At 35.6% G+C, this 22,002-nt stretch carries 16 protein-coding genes; 11 read left to right on the top strand and 5 right to left on the bottom strand.

Annotated elements, in window-relative coordinates; genetic code table 11:
* Window positions 1-70 precede the first annotated feature (70 nt).
* From JOC86_RS12845 to JOC86_RS12860, 4 genes are read right to left on the bottom strand one after another with little or no spacing between them, the layout of a single operon-like run.
* On the bottom strand, window positions 71-1,339 hold the full coding sequence (locus tag JOC86_RS12845) for an Nramp family divalent metal transporter (RefSeq protein WP_205173165.1): 1,269 nt from the start codon (window positions 1,337-1,339) through the stop codon (window positions 71-73).
* A 42-nt stretch (window positions 1,340-1,381) separates the two neighbouring features.
* Complete coding sequence (locus JOC86_RS12850) at window positions 1,382-2,569, bottom strand: thiolase family protein (RefSeq protein WP_205173166.1); 1,188 nt, start codon at window positions 2,567-2,569, stop codon at window positions 1,382-1,384.
* A 26-nt stretch (window positions 2,570-2,595) separates the two neighbouring features.
* Complete coding sequence (locus tag JOC86_RS12855; RefSeq protein ID WP_338021747.1) at window positions 2,596-3,264, bottom strand: 3-oxoacid CoA-transferase subunit B; 669 nt, start codon at window positions 3,262-3,264, stop codon at window positions 2,596-2,598.
* 3 nt (window positions 3,265-3,267) lie between these two features.
* On the bottom strand, window positions 3,268-3,924 hold the full coding sequence (locus tag JOC86_RS12860; RefSeq protein WP_205173167.1) for a CoA transferase subunit A: 657 nt from the start codon (window positions 3,922-3,924) through the stop codon (window positions 3,268-3,270).
* Window positions 3,925-4,134: 210 nt separating this feature from the next.
* Between JOC86_RS12860 and JOC86_RS12865 the strand changes: the two genes are divergently transcribed.
* Window positions 4,135-4,920 (top strand): IclR family transcriptional regulator domain-containing protein, encoded by a 786-nt coding sequence (locus JOC86_RS12865; protein WP_205173168.1) that lies wholly within the window; start codon window positions 4,135-4,137, stop codon window positions 4,918-4,920.
* 137 nt (window positions 4,921-5,057) lie between these two features.
* On the opposite strand, the gene JOC86_RS12870 is transcribed toward JOC86_RS12865, so the two are convergent.
* Window positions 5,058-5,480: an HTH domain-containing protein gene (locus JOC86_RS12870; protein WP_205173170.1), complete on the bottom strand. Its 423-nt coding sequence runs from the start codon at window positions 5,478-5,480 to the stop codon at window positions 5,058-5,060.
* Between the two features lie 580 nt (window positions 5,481-6,060).
* On the opposite strand from JOC86_RS12870, the gene JOC86_RS12875 reads away from it, so the two are divergent.
* The 10 genes from JOC86_RS12875 (at window position 6,061) to JOC86_RS25170 (ending at window position 21,997) form a co-directional block, all read left to right on the top strand.
* Window positions 6,061-6,759: a response regulator transcription factor gene (locus tag JOC86_RS12875; protein ID WP_205173172.1), complete on the top strand. Its 699-nt coding sequence runs from the start codon at window positions 6,061-6,063 to the stop codon at window positions 6,757-6,759.
* 2 nt (window positions 6,760-6,761) lie between these two features.
* Window positions 6,762-7,697: a sensor histidine kinase gene (locus tag JOC86_RS12880; protein ID WP_205173174.1), complete on the top strand. Its 936-nt coding sequence runs from the start codon at window positions 6,762-6,764 to the stop codon at window positions 7,695-7,697.
* A 238-nt stretch (window positions 7,698-7,935) separates the two neighbouring features.
* Window positions 7,936-8,859, top strand: a complete 924-nt coding sequence (locus JOC86_RS12885; protein WP_205173176.1) for an ABC transporter ATP-binding protein — start codon at window positions 7,936-7,938, stop codon at window positions 8,857-8,859.
* Window positions 8,852-9,544: an ABC transporter permease gene (locus JOC86_RS12890; protein WP_205173178.1), complete on the top strand. Its 693-nt coding sequence runs from the start codon at window positions 8,852-8,854 to the stop codon at window positions 9,542-9,544. Before JOC86_RS12885 ends, JOC86_RS12890 begins: the two co-directional genes overlap by 8 nt.
* 148 nt (window positions 9,545-9,692) lie before the next feature.
* Complete coding sequence (locus JOC86_RS12895) at window positions 9,693-10,016, top strand: PadR family transcriptional regulator (protein WP_205173180.1); 324 nt, start codon at window positions 9,693-9,695, stop codon at window positions 10,014-10,016.
* Window positions 10,009-10,566, top strand: a complete 558-nt coding sequence (locus tag JOC86_RS12900) for an HAAS signaling domain-containing protein (protein ID WP_205173181.1) — start codon at window positions 10,009-10,011, stop codon at window positions 10,564-10,566. The genes JOC86_RS12895 and JOC86_RS12900 overlap by 8 nt, the downstream gene beginning before the upstream one ends.
* A complete protein-coding gene (locus tag JOC86_RS12905; RefSeq protein WP_205173182.1) occupies window positions 10,563-11,456 on the top strand; it encodes a DUF4097 family beta strand repeat-containing protein in 894 nt (297 codons plus the stop codon). The genes JOC86_RS12900 and JOC86_RS12905 overlap by 4 nt, the downstream gene beginning before the upstream one ends.
* Window positions 11,457-11,580: 124 nt before the next feature.
* Window positions 11,581-11,904 (top strand): transposase, encoded by a 324-nt coding sequence (locus tag JOC86_RS12910; protein WP_205173183.1) that lies wholly within the window; start codon window positions 11,581-11,583, stop codon window positions 11,902-11,904.
* A 441-nt stretch (window positions 11,905-12,345) separates the two neighbouring features.
* Window positions 12,346-16,884, top strand: coding sequence for a non-ribosomal peptide synthetase (locus tag JOC86_RS12915; RefSeq protein ID WP_205173184.1), 4,539 nt, complete (start codon window positions 12,346-12,348; stop codon window positions 16,882-16,884).
* A gap of 67 nt (window positions 16,885-16,951) precedes the next feature.
* Window positions 16,952-21,997, top strand: a complete 5,046-nt coding sequence (locus JOC86_RS25170; protein WP_205173185.1) for a non-ribosomal peptide synthetase — start codon at window positions 16,952-16,954, stop codon at window positions 21,995-21,997.
* Window positions 21,998-22,002: the final 5 nt, after the last annotated feature.

The raw sequence follows: 22,002 nt of genomic DNA on the forward strand, positions 1-22,002 counted from the left end.
AATGGATAGAATCATCTTCTATCTATGAGCAAACATAGTGTTTCCTGATTCCCTTTTGGACAGCACCATCTTATCCCGTAAAAATATCGATTAATTTTATAATACCTAGATAACTAAACATAATTAAGCAGCCTATAAACACGAGGTTAGGGACCCATTTATTACGGAAATCCAGATTTACTTGTTTTGAATTCAACAGTATCAGTAAGGAAACCGCTAAAAATGGCATAAAAAGTGCTCCCAATGCACCATAAATAATAATAAGCTCAACAGGTTTTCCGAAGTAAAACAATATCATTGGCGGGAATGTAAGCCAGGCCAAATAGGCGCGATAAGCAGGTTCTGTTTCTGAAACTGGTTGTTTTCCTTCTTTTTTCTTTTTACGAACGGTTTTAACAAAGTCCGCAAACAGGTAAGGGACTCCATTCCATACACCGAGAAGGGAAGAGTAAGCCGCTGACCAAAAGGCAATTAAAAACAGCCATCTCATTGGAGTTCCAAACTCCGCACCAAGCATTTCAGCTAGAGTGATAAGACCTTCATCATCTCGAATACTTACACCTGTACCAGCAAGGAATTGTGCTCCAATAATTAATCCAGCTAGGGTGAAAATAGCCGTAAGAGTATAGGCTACCTTGCCATCAGTCCGCATGGTTGCAATCCACCCTTTGCCACTCCAGCCTTTCTCACTAAGCCAATAGCCGTAAGAAGCCATCGTAATGGTTCCTCCGACACCACCGATTAATCCTAGCATTAACAGGAAGGAGCCATCAGGTACACGTGGTACAAACCCTAATGCGAAATCTCCTATACTAGGTAAGAATAGAAAGGCTGTACCAATAATGGTGATAAACATAATACCAATTAATACGGTCATGACTCTTTCGAATAAAAGATAACGTCCTGTCCAGACTAATAAAAATCCTACAACAGAATGAATGATTGCCCAAGCCCAGAGCGGCATGATTGGAAACATTGCGTGCATCGCCATTGCTGACGTAGAGGCTGCCGCTGCCCCATAAACAAAGCCCCATATTACGGAATAGACTCCAAAATAACCCGTTGCCCATTTTCCTAGGGAGTGCCATCCATCGAGCATCGTTTTTCCAGTAGCTAAATACCAGCGACCAACCCCTTCATTTAAAAAGTATTTTAAAATTCCACCGATAATAATGGCCCATACAAAGGTCATACCAAACGATGTACCAATAACAATGGAAGTAATCAAGTCTGCGGTTCCAACACCAGTAGCTGCCACAACAATCCCCGGACCTACTTTTTTAAGTTTATCACTCAATGTTACCGGAGCTGCTTGCGGCTTATTCATCTCTGTTTTCATCTGCAAAACCTCCTTGTATTTTGTGAGAACATTCTTCGTCATTTACGTATCTAGTGATTCCAGCAAAATGGCCATTCCTTGCCCACCACCGACGCAGAGTGTAGCGATTCCAAATTGTTCTTGTCGTCTTTTCATTTCATATAGCAGCTTCGTGATTATAATTGCACCGGTGGCTCCTAATGGATGGCCTAATGCAATGGCTCCTCCATTAACATTGACCTTATCTTTATCCATTTTGGTTTCCCGAATAACAGCAAGGGACTGAGAAGCAAAGGCTTCATTCAATTCAATCAACCCAATATCCTGAATCTGTAAACCGGCTTTCTTCAATAAACTTTCCATTGCTGGAATTGGACCGATTCCCATATAATGAGGGTCTACACCGGCTATCGCCCAATTTTTTATTTTCACGAGAGGTTTAAGTCCTAATGAAACCGCTTTCTCTTTTGTCATTAATACCAAAGCACTCGCGCCATCGTTACGTCCGCAAGCATTTCCAGCTGTGACTGTTCCATCTTTCTTAAAGACTGGCTTTAATTGGGCTAACTTTTCTAATGTCGTGTCTCGCATGTGTTCATCTTTGTTAAATATAGAGCTTTCCTTTTTAGTAAGAACCTCGATCGGAACGATTTGTGAATCAAAATACCCTGATTCCCATGCATACTTAGCTCTTTGCTGACTTTCTAAAGCAAAAGCATCTTGATCTTCTCTAGAAATATTATATAATTCTGAAACATTTTCAGCTGTAACGCCCATTCCTAAATCTTTTCCATACATTTCAACAGGCTGTTGACCATTCTCAAGGTTAGAATCTACTACATATGGATTTCCTTCCCCAAACTTAGAGTTTCTTAAGTACATAGGTGCCCCGCTCATGTTTTCTGCGCCACCGGCAATGACAATTTCATGGGGATTAAAAGCTAGATGCTGTACCCCTGAAACAACCGCTTGGATGCCTGATGCGCAAAGTCGATTTACGGTATAGGCAGAAGCATGATGGGGGATGCCAGCCTTCAACGCCGCAACCCGTGCTAGATTAGAAGATTCTGTAGACTGTCTTACCTCACCGAATATCACTTCATTTATTTGTTCCGGATCCAATCCAGTCCTTTCGAGGGCATCTTTTATCACAGATGCTGCTAAATCGCCAGAAGAGATCTTTTTTAATTGTCCACCAAATCGGCCTATTGCTGTTCGATTTGCGCTCACAATGACGTATTCATTTGTCATCATTAGAACCTCCTCACTTTATTTGATTAATCTACTTGATATACCTCTAATGTTGGCGATACTGAAAATTGTGCAGGTGTGATTTTCTTTAATTGTTCAACTGTCCAGTCTTCTGCCATTTCTACTAAAACCATTTCCTTTTCGAAAAAACGAAAGACGGCGTATTCGGAAATGATGGTGCTGACGACATTTTTGGCTGTCAATGGAAAATCACAGCGTTTCACGATTTTGGGCTTACCATCGTTGGAGCAATGCTGAGTAGTAATAATTACTTCCTTTGCTCCAACGACTAAATCCATTGCGCCACCTACTCCTAATACATCCTTTCCTGGCACTGCCCAATTGGCCAAGTCTCCATTTTCGCTGATTTGCAGTGCGCCTAGAACGACTGTATCAACGTGTCCTCCGCGAATCATGCCAAAGGATTCTGAAGAGGAAAAGTAAGATGAACCTATTTTTGCAGTAACTGGAAGTTTGCCGGCATTTATAATCTCAGAATCTACTTCTTCTTTAAGAGGAGTAGGACCGACACCAAGCAAACCATTCTCTGTATGAAGAAAAATTTCTTTATCATTGGGGATGAAATCAGCTACCAAAGTGGGGATTCCAATCCCTAAATTGACAATCGTTCCTTCTTTGATTTCTTTAGCTGCTCTTTTGGCAATGAATTCTTTTGCCTGTTGTGTCTCCTTCAACAGTTATCCCTTCCTTTCTACAATGAAATCAATATACAAATGGGGGGTTATGATTTGTTCAGGATCAAGTTCGCCTGCATCAACAATCTCCTCTACTTCAACGATTGTGATTTTTGCCGCCGCCGCCATATCTGGATTGAAGTTTCTCGCTGTCTTTGAATACACTAGGTTTCCTAGCATATCCGCTTTTTTTGCTTTAATAAGGGCTACATCAGCAAACAATGGATATTCCAGAACATATTCAATATCATTAATGATGCGGGATTCTTTGTTTTCTGCTAATAAAGTTCCTGCTGACGTTTTTGTGTAAAAAGCACCAATCCCGGCACCTGCAGCCCTTAATCTCTCCCCGAGTGTTCCCTGTGGGACGAGCTCCACTTCTAACTTCCCGTCCTTAACATAACGGACGGCATCTACGTTACTTGTAAAATAGGAACCTATTGCTTTTTGAATTTTATTTTGTAATAAAATTTTTCCTAGGCCCTTTCCTCCTGGTTCACCTACATTATTGCTTATAATGGTCAGCCCTGAGACAGGGTGATCAGCCAGTGCCTCAACCAATGTAAGTGGACATCCAACTAAACCAAACCCTCCAACGGCTACAGTATGTTCGTCTTTAATATGAGCCGCCGCTTCTGCCGGACTAATAATCTTATCCAATGTTCATCCTCCTATATATGAAAGGTCAGGGAGTGTAACCCTTTACTATTTAGTATTGAAAGTTATTTTAATTAATAGTACACTATTCGTACATAAGTACGTTATATGTAACTGGTCTTATTATAATTATTATTTTCAGAAAAATCAATACTTTATATTTTTTAAGAATCGCATTTTGCTTATCATTTATGAAAGAAAGAGGTAAAGAAGATGACAAATGTAAACAATAACTCGAATTACTTTGTCCAGTCTGTAGCTAAAGGATTTGAAGTATTAAAAGCATTTGATGCTCGTTCTTCAACTCTCTCACTTGGAGAGTTAGCTCAAAAAACAGGGATCAATAAGGCGACTGTTAGACGTTTCGCACTGACATTGGTTGACCTGGGGTATTTAAATCTGATGAACGATAACCGTTTTCAACTCAGTCCAAAAGTGTTGGATCTAGGACACCACTTTATTGAATCTTTGAATTTGCCGGATCTTGTCCTTCCCATTCTTGAATCAATGGCAACAAAGCTAAAAGAATCGACCAATCTTGCAGTCCTCGATGGTTCAGAAGTGGTGTATGTAGCGAGAGTAAATGCAGCGGAAAGAATTGTAGGGGCAAATCTTAGAGTCGGATCACGGCTTCCTTTTTATGCAACCTCGCTTGGGAAAGCCCTTGTTGCATGGATACCTGCAACGTATAGAAGACAAATATGGGAAAATACGAATATAGAGGCTTTTACTGAAAAAACATTGGTCACATTTGAGAAATTTGAAGAAAACCTATCCAAATGCCGTTTACAAGGTTTTGCCTATGGAGATGGTGAATTAGATGAGGGACTTCGATCTATCGCAATGCCAATATTCAATCGAAAGGGAGAAACGATTGCGGCAATGAATATTTCTACTCACACGCTTAGAACAACGAAGGAATCAATCTTTGAAACCTACTTACCTGTACTGAAGGAGGGGGCCGAAAAATTAAATAGACAAACAGCCTATCAAGGGTAAATTATAGAGGGGTAGTAACATAACAGAAAACGGGCTTGTAGTAAGTGGAATGAAAATGAAGATGAAAAAAACAAGAGCAGGAATCAAATATTGCCCTTATAGTGATGATTATTTGGTTCCTGCCTGTGAAAAATCCCTTATTCCATCGGTTCAGTTCGATCTTTGAATCTTTGCATAGCTGCATAAATGAATCCCCATGACTGTCGTATTTCTTTTATGGTCGCACCAATCCTCCTAGCTTGTTCCTCATAATTGTCCTTTATCATCAAATCCTTTTGTACGTGGTCGATTACAAGGAAAACTAATTTAAATGGAGTGTTTTCAATGTTAGTACTTAATACTTTGTAAGAGCCTGCATTTATTTTTTTGATTGCCCCGTATTGCTCTAAATACTTGAGTCTCTTCGAAACTGTTCTCGTTGATTTGTTAATCCTTTTGGCTAATTCATATTGTGAGATATAAGAAACTCCATCAGGATACTCTTCTTTTTCAATCATTTCTAAAAGCTGCCCATATTCATAAATCATTCTATTTAAACCAATCATTATGTTTTTGTCCATAAAAAATCTCCATTTAAATTATTTTTTTAAAAAGTAAATGTTGAAGTTCTTATTTCAGCATTAGAAAAAGGAGGTATAAAGAATTAGGATAATATACTCATTCCTCTTCATGATATACATTCAGACTGCCTTTTCACAACTGAGTATTAGGTAGGTATCTGTTTAAATCGTTGATAAAATCGAGGGTATATTTCATTTTTTTTCTAATAGCATATATTTTTATGCTTTTGAGCATGTTAAACCTCTACCAGTCAATTATGCTTGGATTAATAGAGAGTAGAAGAATCTCTAAAATGTTTCCCAAATTGATTACTCATATTAATAAGGTTTTAATCATTTATATTTGAACAAAAATAAACACATATATAATAGAAGAAACTCGACTTTTTTACTGGAATAAGGTAATGGAAAGACTAGTTTAATAGAAAAAATAGAGTCCTATTCTTTAATAAGAATTTTCAAGTCTGGAATAATTATGAAAAGAAGTTATAATATATGTGAGTTAGTAATAATAGTAAACCTTAAGTTATAATGCTGCCTGTTTTATCTTTAATCATATTCTAGGGAAAGGGGATTTCCTATGAACGATAAATTATTACTAGTTGAAGATGATCAATCAATAAGTGAAATGGTTAAAACGCAATTAATGAAAGAAGGCTTTACGGTCGAAGTTGCGTTTGACGGTGAGGAAGGAATTGAACGTTTTTCAAAAGAATCATTTGATTTGATTCTCTTGGATTTGATGCTTCCGAAACTCGATGGGATGGAATTTTTAAAAATGATAAGAGAAAAAAGTAAAATCCCCATTTTAATCATGTCTGCTAAAGATGGGGATGTAAATAAAGCATTAGGTCTTGGATTTGGAGCAGATGATTATATTACTAAGCCGTTTTCAATGATCGAACTGACAGCTAGGATTAAGGCTGTCATGAGAAGAGCGAATGAATATTCAGGAGGAGCAAAAGAAAAAGAGAGTGCGATTAAGCAACTTGGTAAACTAGTTATCGATATGAGTAATTTTTCTGTGCATAAAAATGGCGTGGATACAAAACTAACATCTAAAGAATTTCATATTCTTAAATTGTTTTTAATGAATCCAAATCAGGTTTTTACGAAGGCTCAAGTTTATCGCGCAATCTGGAATGAAGAATATTTCGGAGATGAAAATGTCATTAATGTTCATATTAGAAGATTAAGAGGAAAGATAGAGGATAATCCCTCTAACCCTCAATATATTAAGACATTGTGGGGAATCGGTTATAAATTAGGAGAATTTTAACGATGAACATTATATTAACCTTTCTTATTATTGCCTTGTTTACTCTTAATCTAATCCAGTATCGTTCTCAACAAAATCAAAGCGATCGGTTGAACTATGCTTATAAGAAATTGAAAAGCATAGTAGATGAAAAAACTGATGAAAAGCTTTTACTTTATACAGAAGATGAAGATTTCAAAAAACTGTTAATTGAAATTAATCGGTTGTTAGAACACAATCAAAAAATCATTGCCACACATCACCAAATGGAGAATTCAATGAAAAAAATGCTTTCAAATATCTCACATGACTTAAAAACTCCTTTGACAGTGGTGTTAGGTTATATGGAGGTTATATTATATGAGCCGAATCTTAGTAAAGAAGAAACCGAGGATTTATTGAAAAAGGTAAATAATAAAACCATTGAAGTTTTAAACCTAATTAAAAAATTTTTTGAATTGGTTAGATTGGAATCGGGAGATAAGGAGTTTCCAATTACTAGAGTCAATATGAATGAAGTTTGCCGAAAAAATATTCTAGGTTTTTATGATATCTTGACGAAAAAAGGCTTTGATGTTGTTGTTGAAATTCCTGATGTCGACCTTTATGTCTGGGGGAACGAGGAAGAATTAAACAGAGTATTGAATAACTTAATATCCAATGCAATACAGTACGGCGGAGATGGAAAGGTCCTTGGGCTATCCTTACGTAATAATGATGATTCTGTCTTTGTTGATGTTTGGGATAAAGGAAAAGGGATAAGCGAGCTGCATAAAGATCGAGTTTTTGAGCGAATGTATACCCTTGAAGATTCAAGAAACAAACGTTATCAGGGAAGTGGTCTTGGGTTGACGATTACAAAAAGGCTTATCGAAAAATTAGGAGGAGAGATCTTCCTTAATAGCAAGCCATTCCAGAAGACTACGTTTACCTTTAAATTAAATCGATTTAATTATTAATCTCATATTTAGAGGCTGACTCACTACCAAGGTGTCAGGTACCACAACTTCATTTTGGAGAAGAAACCATTCAATCCTCTTCTGCATTTTGATCGACGTTTGTGGCTCCAATCCCTTTTGAGTCAGTTTCTTTTTTTGTAGGAAAGGAAAAACTTAAGATTTTTGTAAGATTTGAGTAAGGGAAAAGACAACAATTGTGACTAGAATAGAAGTAGTTAATGAGAAAGGGAGCTGGACTATGTCATATATCATTCAAACGAATCAGCTTACAAAAACCTATAAAGGGAAGGATGTCGTTAAGAATGTAAACATGAAGGTGAAAAAAGGTGAAATCTATGGATTTTTAGGACCGAATGGTGCCGGTAAAACCACCGTCATGAAAATGTTAATGAATCTGGTTAAGCCCACTAGTGGTGAAATTGAACTCTTTGGAAAAAGGTTAACCTCTACTTCGTACGAGATGCTAAAAAGAATGGGGAGTATTATTGAATATCCAGTTTTCTACGACAAGATGAGTGCAAGAGAGAATCTGGATTTACACTGTGAATATATCGGCTATTACAATAAGAAAGCGATTGATTCTGCTTTGGATCTTGTCCAATTAAAAAATATTGAGGGGAAATCAGTTAAAGATTTTTCTCTTGGGATGAAACAGAGACTGGGTCTTGCAAGAGCTATTATTACAAAACCAGAACTTCTGATTTTAGATGAACCTATCAATGGATTAGATCCAGTAGGAATCAAAGAGTTGCGAAAGTTATTTAAAATGCTTTGTGAGGATTATGGAATCACGCTATTGATTTCTAGTCATATTTTAGGCGAAATTGAACAGATTGCCCATACAGTCGGAGTGATCAGTGATGGAAACCTGGTAGAGGAAGTATCCATTGATAATATTCGAGAAGAAAATACAGAGTATATTGAATTGAAAACAAATAATATTAAAAAGGCTGTCTATGTCATTAGAGAACATCTGCGTTTAACCAACTTTAAGGTAATAGAAGAATCACGAATCCGAATCTATGAATTGACCGTTTCACAAGGTGAGATTTCACAAGCCCTTATTTTAAATGGCGTAATGGTTGAGGAAATGAATAAAAAGAGTCATTCACTCGAAGATTACTTCATGACATTGATCAATGGAGGTGGCATTAGTGCTTAAATTAATTAACTTGGAAATCAAGAAATTTAAGCTCTATCATTATTTAAAAGGAGTTGCATTTGCAAACCTTGGTTTTATTGGGCTACTTTCTTTAATCTATTTTTTAGAAAAAAATGATGGCAATGTCCCTTTTGAAAGTTACGATATGGCTTTTACCATCATTGGAACAATGGTGAGAGCAACCTTTATTATTTTTGCGTCTGTTCTACTTGTAAGATTGATTATCGATGAGTACAAGACCAAATCGATTGAAGTAATGTTCACGTATCCAATTAATCGGAAGAAAATCATGATTGCAAAACTTAGTATTGTAATGTTTTTTACGTTCTTTACAGTCCTTTTATCTTCCCTTTTTATTGGAGGACTATTTTATGTTGCGGATTCCATCGTGCAATTTGTTCCAGAGGAGTTAACTACAGAAGCTTTAAATGATCATTTAATAAGTATGTTCTTAGGATCATTAGCTACTGCTGGACTAAGTTTAATTCCACTATTTTTTGGATTGAGAAAGAAATCTGTCCCAGTAACAATTGTTTCTTCGATATTGCTTGTAGCGCTAACTAATTCAACTAGTAATGACTTTACTTTGTTTTCCATAATTGCTATTCCGCTATCATTAGCGGCAGTGGGAGTATTGATTGCTTTTCTTTCCATTAGGAATATTGAAAAGGTAGATGTGAATTAAAAGTAAACAAACAGCAATGCCCCCATTTCAAAAAAATTTTCATTATATTTTTTGGTTTTTTTCAACCGCTAATCTGAAAAAAACTATTTTGCAACGCTATTGAACTATATCTAGTACTTAACATTATTCATGTAGGGGGTAGCCTTTTTTGAATGCCCAATTTAAAAAAGGAGCGCTGGAGATATGTGTCTTAACCTCCATAGCTTCAAAGGATCAATATGGCTATGAACTTGCCCAAAGAATCTCGAGAAAAATTCAAATCGCAGATGGTACACTTTATCCTTTGTTAAGAAGATTGACGAAGGAGGAGTATTTAACAACATACTTTACTTCTTCATCAGAAGGACCTCAAAGAAAGTACTATTCACTTACAAGTAGGGGCCAAAAACGTATGAAAGCTCTAATAGATGAATGGAAGCATTTTACTCATTCAGTCAATCTGTTAATAGAGGAAGGGATAACCAGTGAATAAAAATCAATATTTTTCGGAATTGCTGGAGTTGTTACAAAAGATGCCTCATGAGGATAGAGAGGCACTGTTATATGATTATAAAGAATACTTTGAAGCTGCCTCAGCTGAAGGGAAAACAGATGCAGAGGTCATTGAAGAGCTGGGATCTCCTAAGGTAATCGCGAGAGAATTACTAGCCAATTATAATATTTCAATAGCTGAAAAAAACTGTTCGATAAAAAATATAATGAACGCCATCATAGCATCTCTAAGTCTTGGTTTTTTTAATGCAGTCCTTATTGTAGGTCCTGCGATCGGAATACTTGGGGTATTTCTTGGATGCTGCGTTCTCGCTATTGCTTTATCTTTATCACCTTTAATTCTGTTTAGCGGATTATTTTTCGACGGAACCATGAATATTTGGTTAACATTGTTTAGTTCGTTCATTTTATGCGGGTTTGGGGTGATGTTTTGTATAGGCTTAATGAATATCGGAAGATTCCTTTATAACATTTTAATTCGCTATATAAAACTTAATGCAAATATTGTAAAAGGAGCGAATCATTCATGAATAAAGTTTTTTTGGTTGCTTTATTAATTTTAGGTATTGGAACAGTAGGAGTACTAGCTGTGACGTTTTTCCAATCGTCTTTTTCTAAAGTAGATATTCATAAAGAAGAGAGGGTGGAGAGCAGTAAGGTTGAAGACATTGAAATAAACACTTCTTCAGCAGACGTTGAGATTGTTCCATCAGAAGGCAATGAGGTCGTTATCCTTTTAGATGGCAAAATCAATAAAGATTTAGAAGATAAATATGAGTTTCAAGTTTATCATAGCGGCAACAAATTAAATATTGACTATCTTATTGATGAAAATACAATCGGGATTAAATTGGGGAGTGTTCAGGATACAAAACTTCAAGTTAAGGTACCGAGTAAGGTTTTGAATCATCTCCAGGTTACAACTTCATCAGGGGACATATCAATGGATGATTTAAAAGCGAATCAAATCATCGTAAAATCTACATCTGGTGATCAATCAATCATTGGTACTGAAACTCAGGAACATATCGCATTAAGTTCAACAAGCGGGAAGATAAAAACAAGAGAAAATTCAATGAACACAGCAGATTTTATTACAACAAGCGGAAATATCGATGTAAATGATCTAAGTTCAAAAAATGCTGTATATGAGACATCATCAGGGGATATTGTCTTTAACGGTGAACAATTAAAAAGTGATATGGAATTTACAACTTCAAGTGGTGATGTTGCCATCAAATTCTCTCAAACCCCCAAGTCAGTAAAGGTGGATTTCAAAGGGAGCTCTGGAGAACCTGATATTAGTGTAGATGGTTTGTTATTTGAAGATAAAAGTGAAAATAGTGCAGTCGGAGTAAAGGGAAATGGCGATTATGAAATTAAAGTAAGAACAAGCTCAGGAGATTTAACGTTAGAATAAAAATTAGTTTACTTTGATAATCAAATCTTTACGTAAACTTAATCTCCCTGATGAAGAGTTTAAGTATCTTAACATGGCAGCTCCACTAAAATTCTCACGTCTATTATAAAAGGAGCTGTAAGGAATGAAACGAAAAAGGCATAATAAAGAGTTTAAGATACAAGTTTCTCTGGAAGCGATTGATGAAGGGAATGCTGCATCTGTTGCCCGCCGGTATGATCTAAGTTCAACAATGGTGAACCGCTGGGTAAACGAATATAAGCTAGGGAAATATGGAATGGACGAAGGGACGACTATTTCATATAAAAACTTATCCCTTGAAAATGAGAAACTAAAACAGTTACTTGGCGAAAAAGATTTAGAAATGGCTATTTTATTGGATTTGATAAAAAACGAATCCCCACATCTTTTAAAAAAGTTTAATAAACAAGTAGGATCTAACTACTGAATTTTCTAAAGAAATTACCATTTCAAAAGAGAGATAATTCTTAGGGAACATACCCGTATTCCATTTATGGGTCTATGTTCCCTTTTTTTATCTCTTTTTTTACTCCTTGAAGATGTTATTTATAGAATTTTTCACAGCTATTAATGTGATTAGAATTCTTAAATAATTAATTATCTTTAAATAATAATAATTGATTGCATTATATGAAAATCCAAGGAGGAGTTTTCTGTGGATTTAGAAAGTTATTTTATTTATATAATAATTTAGAGATTTTCTTCTAGCTTTGTGATTGATAAATAGGAGATAAAATCCGATTCAGGATTTGAATTTTCTAGCATAATTACCAAAATTATATAATTTAGTAAAATCTTGATATTGGAAAAAATTCCTGATAATATTAGCCATTGTTGGAACTCAAAAGAAAATAGGAGGGGGTACAATATGCTAAATAACACCGATCATTTATCTAAAATAGCCTATCTTGAGAAGAAACTTGCAATGGTAAAAAGTAAGAAGGACGGTAATAAAAGCTTAAAGAAATACAAAGGTCTTAAAGAATCTAGACTGTCTTTATCACAGAAAAGACTTTGGTTTTTAAATAAACTTTATCCTGAATCATCTGCTTACAATATTCCCGAAGCCGTTCAATTAGTAGGTACCCTTGATATTAAACAGCTTGAAGAGTCAATTAATACGATTATTGAACGACATCAAATTTTAAGAACAGAATTTATCGATGATGTTGAAGAACCAAGACAAAAGGTAAAAGGTTTTAACTATAAGAAACTCAGAAAAATCGATTTAAAAAGGTTCCCCTCTCAGATTAGGGAAGGATTGGCGATGGAGTTAATTAAGAAACATGCAGCTAAACCGTTTAGACTTACGAACGATCCGTTATTCACATATAGAATTTATTGTATTCATGAATCCTGTCATATTTTATTTTTAAACTTTCATCACAGTATCTATGACGGATGGTCTTCAGGACTATTTTGGAAGGAATTATGCACTCTTTATAATTCGAATGGGAAAAAGGATTTACTTCTAGAATTAGATATTCAATTTACAGGGTATGCTGAATGGGAACATGAAGAGGTAATGAAACCTTATATGCATGAACAAATAGAATATTGGCGAGAAACATTACATAATGCAGAGGTTTTAGATATAGCAGCAGATAAAAGAAGAGAAACAAAGGATGAAAAAAACCGCGGAAATATTGTTGAACGATTCTTACCTGAAGATTTAAGGGAAGAAATTATATCCTTTTGTCATCAAAACGAAGTGACACTATATATGTTTTTACTTACTGCTTATAAGGTTCTATTACACAAATATACAGGTAAGAATGACCTAATAGTTGGTTCTCCAGTTGCTGGTAGAAAAAATAAAGAGTTTGAAAGTTTAATAGGATTTTTTGTCAATACATTAGCGATTCGAACGAAGCTAGATAGTAAACAGAATTTTATCGACCTTTTGAACCAAGTCAAAGAAACGATGTTAAGGGCTATGGATCATCAGGATATTCCATTCGATAAAATCGTCAATGAACTGAAGCCTGATCGAGATATTGGGGTTAACCCCTTTTTCCAAACGACCTTTACTTATCAACCCGCAGGTGAAGAAATCGCTTTAAATGGTATAGAGATGTCCCCCTTGGAAATAAATAATTATACTTCAAAATTTGATATTAGTTTATTTGCAATAGACTCAAGCAATAAAGATTTAAAGATTATTACTGAATACAATGATAGTTTATTCCATCAGACGACTATCGAAAGATTCACAACTCACTTTATTACTTTATTGAGAGGTATTGTCGAACAACCCACCACAGCGATACATAAGTTATCAGTCCTCACAACCTTAGAAAAAAAGCAACTTATAAACGATTGGAACAATAATGAAGTTCACTATGACCACACTGAGTATATCCATGAAATGTTTGAGCAGTGTGTTCAGAAAAACCCTCAAAGAAAAGCTCTCTTAGTTAATGGGAATGAGTATACCTATCAAGAAATAAATAATGAAGCGAATAAAATAGCAAACTATCTTAAAAAGATAGGTGTCAGGAACGAGGATTTTGTCGGGATTAATATTAAGCGCTCTAAGGATATGATAGTCAGTATTCTAGGAATCTTAAAAGCAGGTGGAGCGTATATTCCGTTAGATCTTAACTATCCTCAAGATAGAATTCATTACATGTTAGATAAATCTAAATTAAATTATTTAATTACACAAACACCTGAACAATTTAAGTCAGAAACTATCAGAAAGATAGATTTAAGAGAAGTAGAGAATGAGTCCAGTGAGTTTGTTGATGATTCTGATCATGTCGCTTCTAGTAGTGATGCAGCTTATATGATTTTCACTTCTGGTTCAACAGGAAAGCCAAAAGGTGTTGTGATTGAACATAAAGGTCTATGTAATTTAGTTCAAGCGCAAAAAGAACTGTTTACGATACAAGAAGAAGATCGAATACTACAATTCGCTTCCATGAGTTTTGATGCTTCCGTTTGGGAGATATTTATGGCACTCGCAAACGGAGCGACACTGTGTTTAATGCCTGAAGATTTTAAGGATTTGGAGATAGATTTTATTAGCTTCCTTACAGCAAAAAGAATAACAATTGGGACATTCCCAGCCTCATTTTTGGCAAATGTAAATCCACAAGATGTTCCGGAATTAAAAAAAGTTATTGTTGCTGGTGAAAGATGCCCAATAAATGTAGCCAAGGAATGGTCAAAACATAAGGATTTTTGGAATGCTTATGGCCCTTCAGAAACAACTGTTTGTGCGACAGTACATAAATATCAAAACGAGGATATCATCCCCATTGGTAGACCTATACCGAATAGTGAGGTATACGTTTTAGACGAACAAATGGAGTTAGTGCCTGTTGGTGTTCCTGGAGAATTATATATAGGTGGGTCAGGGCTTGCGAGAGAATACTTTAATGATCAAGAGTTAACAAACAAGAAATTTGTGTTAAACCCATTTAAAGAAGATAATCAACGGCTTTATAAATCTGGAGATAGAGTGAAATTTTTACCAGATGGAACAATAGACTTTTTAGATCGAATCGATAATCAAGTGAAAATCCGCGGCTTTAGAGTGGAGTTAGGTGAAATTGAAAATACTCTTTTAGAACTAGATGGAATATCAAATGCAGTTGCCGATTTGAAAACGATGGGAAATGGCACTTCAGCATTAGTAGCTTATATTACCTTACAAAAAGGGGTGACCGTTTCAACAGAGGGAATCTTGAAACGATTAAAGGATCTATTACCAGGATATATGGTTCCAGTATCCATCATTGAACTAGAACAATTTCCTTATACCCCTAATGGAAAAGTCGATCGAAAGAAGCTTCCTGTTCCTAAAGGGATTGTAAAGGTAAGTGGTAAAAATAATGATTCAATTTCACCAGTTCAAAGCAAATTAAAGGATATTTGGGAAGAGGTACTTGATAAAGAAATCATCCATATAGAAGACAACTTTTTCGAGCTCGGGGGAGATTCATTATTAATCCTTAAAATTATTACTCTGTCAAAAGAGAAAGGATTATTTTTTACCCCGCGTGTACTTTACCAGAACCCGACGATCAAAGGGCTATCAAAATATGTAAAAGAAAACAAGGAAACCGATCTTCATTTGTCATCTTTGGAGGGGGTATTTTCTTTATCACCGATTCAGAAGTGGTTTTTTGAAAGGAATCTAACGGATGAACATCATTGGAATTTCTCGATGCTATTTAATATTTCTTGTCATATCGATGAAAGCTTAGTAGAGCAGGCGGTCAATAGATTATATTCCCATCATGACGCTCTGAGGCTGAAGTTTAAAAAAGTAGGTAGCCAAATCAAGCAATATTATGGTGATGAATCCTATGAAATCCCATTTGACATTGTAGAGGTAAGGGAAGGCCAAGATATTGATACTGAGGTGAATCGGATAGGATCTCTTTATCAATCTAAGTTAGATGTACAATCCGATTTAATCAGAGCCGTGTTTATTAAAACAGAAAGTAATGAAAATAAACTTTTATTAGTCATCCATCATCTGATAACCGATTGGATTTCAGGAAGAATCATTTATGAGGACCTTTCTCAAATAATTCAAAGCTTATCACGAGGGAATGAAATCAATTTACCTGAAAAAACTAATTCATTTAAAGAGTGGATCGAAAAGCTTCAGGATTATGCTAAAAGACCAGAACTGTTGAGTGAGACAGAATATTGGTCAAAGATTGATGTCCATAATCTTCCTAGAATCCCCGTTGATTTTTCAAAAGGTGAAAATATAAGAGATTCAGTAGATGAAATCAGTATTGTGATAGATAGGGAGACTACTAAGGAATTGCTTCGTGTAGGGCTAGAGGAATTTAATAGTAAGCTTGATAAGGTTTTATTAGCAAGTGTAATGAAATCGGTTATGGATTGGAGTCATCAAACATCTGTATTAATTGATATTGATAGTCATGGGAGAGAGGACATCTTTGATGATATTGATCTATCTAGAACGGTAGGATGGTTTACAAATCTTTATCCATTTCTTTACAAGGGAATGGAAGATTATTCTATCAAAGATATAGTATATTCAGTGAGTAGAAAGATAGATAGTATACCTAATAATGGTTTAGGTTATGGGGTTTTAAGATATTTAAATAATTCAATCAAATTCAATCATCTTGATTCTGAAATTCTCTTTAATTTTTTCGGCAATGGATATCAGGAAAACGAAAATAGTAATAACTCTTCTCAGCCTCCCCTAGAAATGGCTGAAGAGTTTGCAGGAAGTCTAAATAGCAGTAGGCAGGAAAGAGCCCATGTGTTTGAGGTTTTAGGGGTAGTCAAAAACGGTGAACTTATTGTTAGCTGGCACTACTCACGTCACTTGCACAAAAGGGATACGGTCGAAGAGCTCATTGGAAAGGTAAAAGATAATTTAGAAGGCATCGCTTTAACTTATGTTAACTAATAGTATCAATACTTTACCTTAGTCTATCTTAGAAAAAGATAAAACAGTTCATTATGGAGGTATTGTTGTGACGTTAATCAATCAGACGATTAAGACCCTTAATAAAGACTATGCTGGTTCAAAAGGGGATCAACCCCTTATAACGATATTTAAAGAGCAAGTCATTCAAAATCCAAATGCTATTGCATGTGAATCAAGCAAAGAAAAAATCACTTATAAAGAATTGGATGAGCAATCCACCGATATTGCCTGTAATTTAATTCGTTTGGGTGTAAAGCCTGGAACAATTGTTGGTACATTAATGAGTCGCTCGATCGATTTATTTGTCTCTTGGCTAGGTGTGCTCAAAGCAGGAGCAGCATATCTTCCCATTGATCCAACAAATCCGAAAGAGCGAATTCAATACATCTTACAAGACTCAAATGTGAATCTGCTGATTACAGGCTCTGATGCAAGTATTGATATTAAATCAAGTAATTTGAAAGATGTCACCGTCCATGATTTGCGAACAGAACAAGATTTTCAAGAGCTTGTTGAACTTCCGGCTTCTACCTTAGATAGCTTATCTTATCTTATTTATACCTCAGGTTCAACGGGTAAACCTAAAGGGGTCCCCATTAAACAAAAAGGGATCATAAGACTAGTAAAAAACACAAACTATGTAAATATTCTTCCAAGTGAAAATGTTGCTCAAGTATCCAATGCCTCCTTTGATGCGATTACATTCGAGGTGTGGGGAGCATTGCTTAATGGAGCAAAGCTGGTAATAGCAGAGCAAGCGCTCATCCTATCGCCAAACAAACTAAGTGATTGGCTTATAGAAAATGAGATTAAAACAATGTTTATTACAACCGCTCTCTTTAATAAAGTGGCCGAAGAGCTACCAACCGCCTTTTCAAATCTGAGCAATCTATTATTTGGAGGAGAGGCTTGTAATAAAAAGTGGGTACAGCAGGTGTTAGAAAAAGGGGCACCTGAAAAGTTACTTCATGTGTACGGGCCAACTGAATGTACAACCTTTGCTTTAAGTTATTGTGTGAATTCTTCTAAAGAATTTACACACTCAGACACCATTCCAATTGGAAAACCGATTACAAAGACAGAGGCTTTTGTGCTTGGGGCGGATCTGAAGCCTGTGGAAATAGGGCAGCCTGGTGAATTGTATATTGGTGGGGACGGCCTGGCAATAGGGTATTGGAATCGTCCTGATTTAACAAAGGATAGGTTTATTGAACATCCTTTTAGTACAGAAATAGGCTCAAAGCTTTATAAAACAGGAGATATCGTTAAAGCTTTACCTGATGGCAATATTGAATTTATCGGACGTTCTGATTTCCAAGTAAAACTACGCGGGTTTCGAATAGAATTAGGGGAAATTGAAGAAACGTTAAGACAAAATAAAGTAATCAAAGAATCGGTGGTCCTACTTAAAGAAACGAAAAATAGTGATAAGAAATTAATTTGTTATTACACAACAGAAGACAGAATTTCTAAAAGGGAAATAAGAACAGACCTAAGTGAGAAATTACCGCATTATATGATTCCATCTGTCTTTATTGAAATGGAAAAATTCCCGCTTACTTCTAATGGGAAAATTGATCGGGCAAAACTTCCTGCCCCCAAAAAGGAGGACTTGGAGCTAGAGGAGTATGTTTCCCCAAGGAATGAGCTTGAAGAAATCTTGGCAAGTATTTGGGAAGATGTATTAGATATCGAGAAAATTGGTATTCATGATCATTTCTTTGAGCTTGGAGGACATTCCTTACTAGCTACACAAGTTATTTCTAGAATACATAGAAAGCTAAAAAAGAAAATCACGATTCAAGTATTATTTGGATCTCCAACAATAGCGAAATTGGCAAAACATTTAATGGGGTGTGAACAAATAAATGAGGGCAGCCTGATCGCAAAAAATTTGAATTCAGATGGTCGCTCCCCACTCTCCTTAGCACAAAAAAGATTATGGTTTCTTAATCAGTTGGAGCCTGAAAATGTAGCTTATAATATTCCATTCGCCTATCAAATAAAGGGCTCATTAAGCTACGAACACTTAGAAAAAAGCCTAAACAGAGTAATGGAACGGCATGAATGTTTGCGTACGACGTTCATGGAAGAAAAAGATGGAGCTATACAAGTGGTTCAGAGTGAATTCTATGCAGCCATTGAGGTCATCAATATTTCAGAGCTTTCCTCCAAAGAAAGAGAAATACCTAATATTATCAGGAAAGAATCGTGGGTTCCCTTTGATTTAAAGAAAGGACCACTGCTTAGAGCGAAGGTTATAAAAACCTCTGCCACTTCTCATATCCTTCTTTTGGTCGTTCACCATATTGCCTTCGATGGGTGGTCAGAAACGCTATTTTTAGAAGAACTAAATGAGATCTACTTCTCATTGGAAAATGGTCAGTCACCTAAATTACCTGAGCTGATGATCCAATATTCAGATTACGCCAATTGGCAGCAAACCTTTCTGGATGGAGAAAGTATCGAAAAACAAAAAGCCTATTGGAAAGAGAAGTTAAAAGGCGAGCTGCCAGTACTTGAGATACCGACTGATTATCCACGACCATTAGAACAAACGACAAATGGAAACAGTATTCCTTTTGAACTACCGGAAAAATTGTCGATTCAATTGAAGGCATTGAGCCAAAAGGAAAGTACTACATTGTATATGACTTTAATGGCCGCCTTTAAAGTCCTATTATATCGCTATACCGGACAAAAGGACCTATTAATCGGTACCCCGGTTGGTGGTAGAAATAGAGAAGAAATTGAAAGGTTAATTGGTTTTTTTGTGAATACGATCGTCATTCGAACAGAGTTACATCAAAACCTAACCTTTAAAGAATATCTAAATCAAGTAAAACAGACTTGTCTTTCAGCTTACGCCAATCAGGATGTTCCATTTGAAAAATTAGTAGAAGAGATACAACCAGAAAGGAACTTAAGCCATAATCCTATTTTCCAAGCAATGTTTATTTACCATAATAAAAACCAATCAAATAGAAACTCTTTTTATATAGGGAAAGAAGAGGTCGTAGTTTCTAAAGAGCATACAAAGTTCGATATCACCCTATTTATTGAGGATCAAGGTAATAAGATCGTAGGAGAGTTTCAATATAAAACAGATCTTTATAAACAAAGCAAAATTGAACAATTTCTGAATCACTTCCTATGCTTACTAGATACCATATCGATAGAATCGGAAACGCCAATTGATCATATCCCTATCTTATCGAAAAAGGAAAAACAGGATTTCATCGAAATGGCATCAAATTCTAAAGATTTTCCAATTCAAAAGAGTATTTATACCCTATTTGAGGATCAGGCTAAGCATACACCTGAAGCAGTGGCACTTCAATTCAAAAACCAATCGATCAGCTATCAAGATTTAGAACAGAAAGCAAAGAAATTAGCCCATTTCCTACTTGAAAAGCAGGGAATCCAAAAAAACTCAATTGTTGGTGTATATTGCGGTAAATCGATTGACGTTGTTATTTCGATATTAGCTGTTCTTAAATCGGGAGCCTGTCTATTGCCAATAGACGTAAATTATCCTAGAAGCAGGCAGGAATATATGGTGAATCATTCTATGCCTGAAGTCATTCTAACAACACAACAACATGTATTAGATGCGAAAAGTATTTTTAGCGGTGAGACGATTAAAGTAGATGAAGAACATTACCTTGAAACAAAAACTGATCGACATCATGCAGTAGATCCTAATGATAATGCATACATTATCTATACGTCTGGTTCAACAGGAAATCCGAAAGCCATTATCAACCGGCACATAGGGGTGACGAATTACTTAACCTTTATGAAGAAAGAATTTGGTATCAACTCAAAGGATGTGGTCTTACAATTAGCATCCTTGTCTGTCGATGGATTTTTACGAGACTTGATCGGACCGTTGACGACTGGAGCAAGAATAATTCTAGTAGAAGATGAAAAAGTAAAGGACCATGATCATCTCTTGTCACTTATTGAAACCAATAAAGTCACTTGCTTACTAAGTACAGTTCCTTCCATGTTAAAAGTATTAGCGAAGTCAGCGATGGAAAATGAGCTCAACTATGAATCGGTTAGAATGATTTTTTCAAGTGGTGAAGTATTAAATCATGAAACCGCTATGACTGTACTGAATAGGTTCAACCATACAAAATTAGTTAATCTATATGGTCCAACCGAATGTACGCTTACAACTACTTTTAAATATGTGGATAAGCAACCTTCGTTTACGTATGATGTCGGGAAGCCGATTGATAACATGTTTGTTTTTGTATTAGACAAGCATCTTCAGCCTGTTCCAGCAGGTGTGGTAGGAGAAATTTATATTAGTGGAGTGGGAATGACAAAAGGATACTTTAATAATCCCGTTCAGACCGAGAAAAGCTTTATTTCTAATCCATATTCCTCCGATGATCTGCCTTTATACAAAACGGGCGATGTAGGTTTGTATCTACCTAACGGGAATATTGAACTAAAAGGAAGAATCGATCGACAAACAAAGATTAGAGGCTTTAGGATCGAGATGGATGAGGTAGAGAGAATAATCGTAAAACATCCTGCTATTCATACAGCTATCGTACTTGTAAAGGAAAATAAACAGCAGGATCAATATTTAGAAGGATATATCTTACCTAATCAGGGCCAAGAATTGAGTTTGGTTGAGGTGTTTACTTATTTAAGGAACAGCTGTCCTGATTATATGATCCCTACTTATTTAAATATGATCCATTCCCTTCCTAAAACACCAAATGGAAAGATTGACAGGAAAAGGCTTCATGAAGTGACGGTTGAAAGTAAATTAGATCATCCAGTAGAACCTGTTAAAAATGATATAGAAGAAAAGATATTAGGAATTTGGAATGAGCTTTTAGACAAAGAGAATATAAGTGTAAATGATAATTTCTTTGAGGTTGGAGGACACTCTCTGTTAGCAACTCAAATTATTTCAAAAATCAGGAAGAAACTAGAGCTAGAAGTGCCGTTACTCTATTTATTCAAATATCCAACGATTCGAGAGCTATCATCACAGTTAGAAAATATGACATCAACTAATCGAAAAATAACGAAAATGAAAAGGATCCCAAGAAGAAAGAACATATAAGAGGT

It is taken from the genome of Rossellomorea pakistanensis, assembly GCF_016908495.1.
GTDB classification, from domain to species: Bacteria; Bacillota; Bacilli; order Bacillales; family Bacillaceae_B; genus Rossellomorea; species Rossellomorea pakistanensis.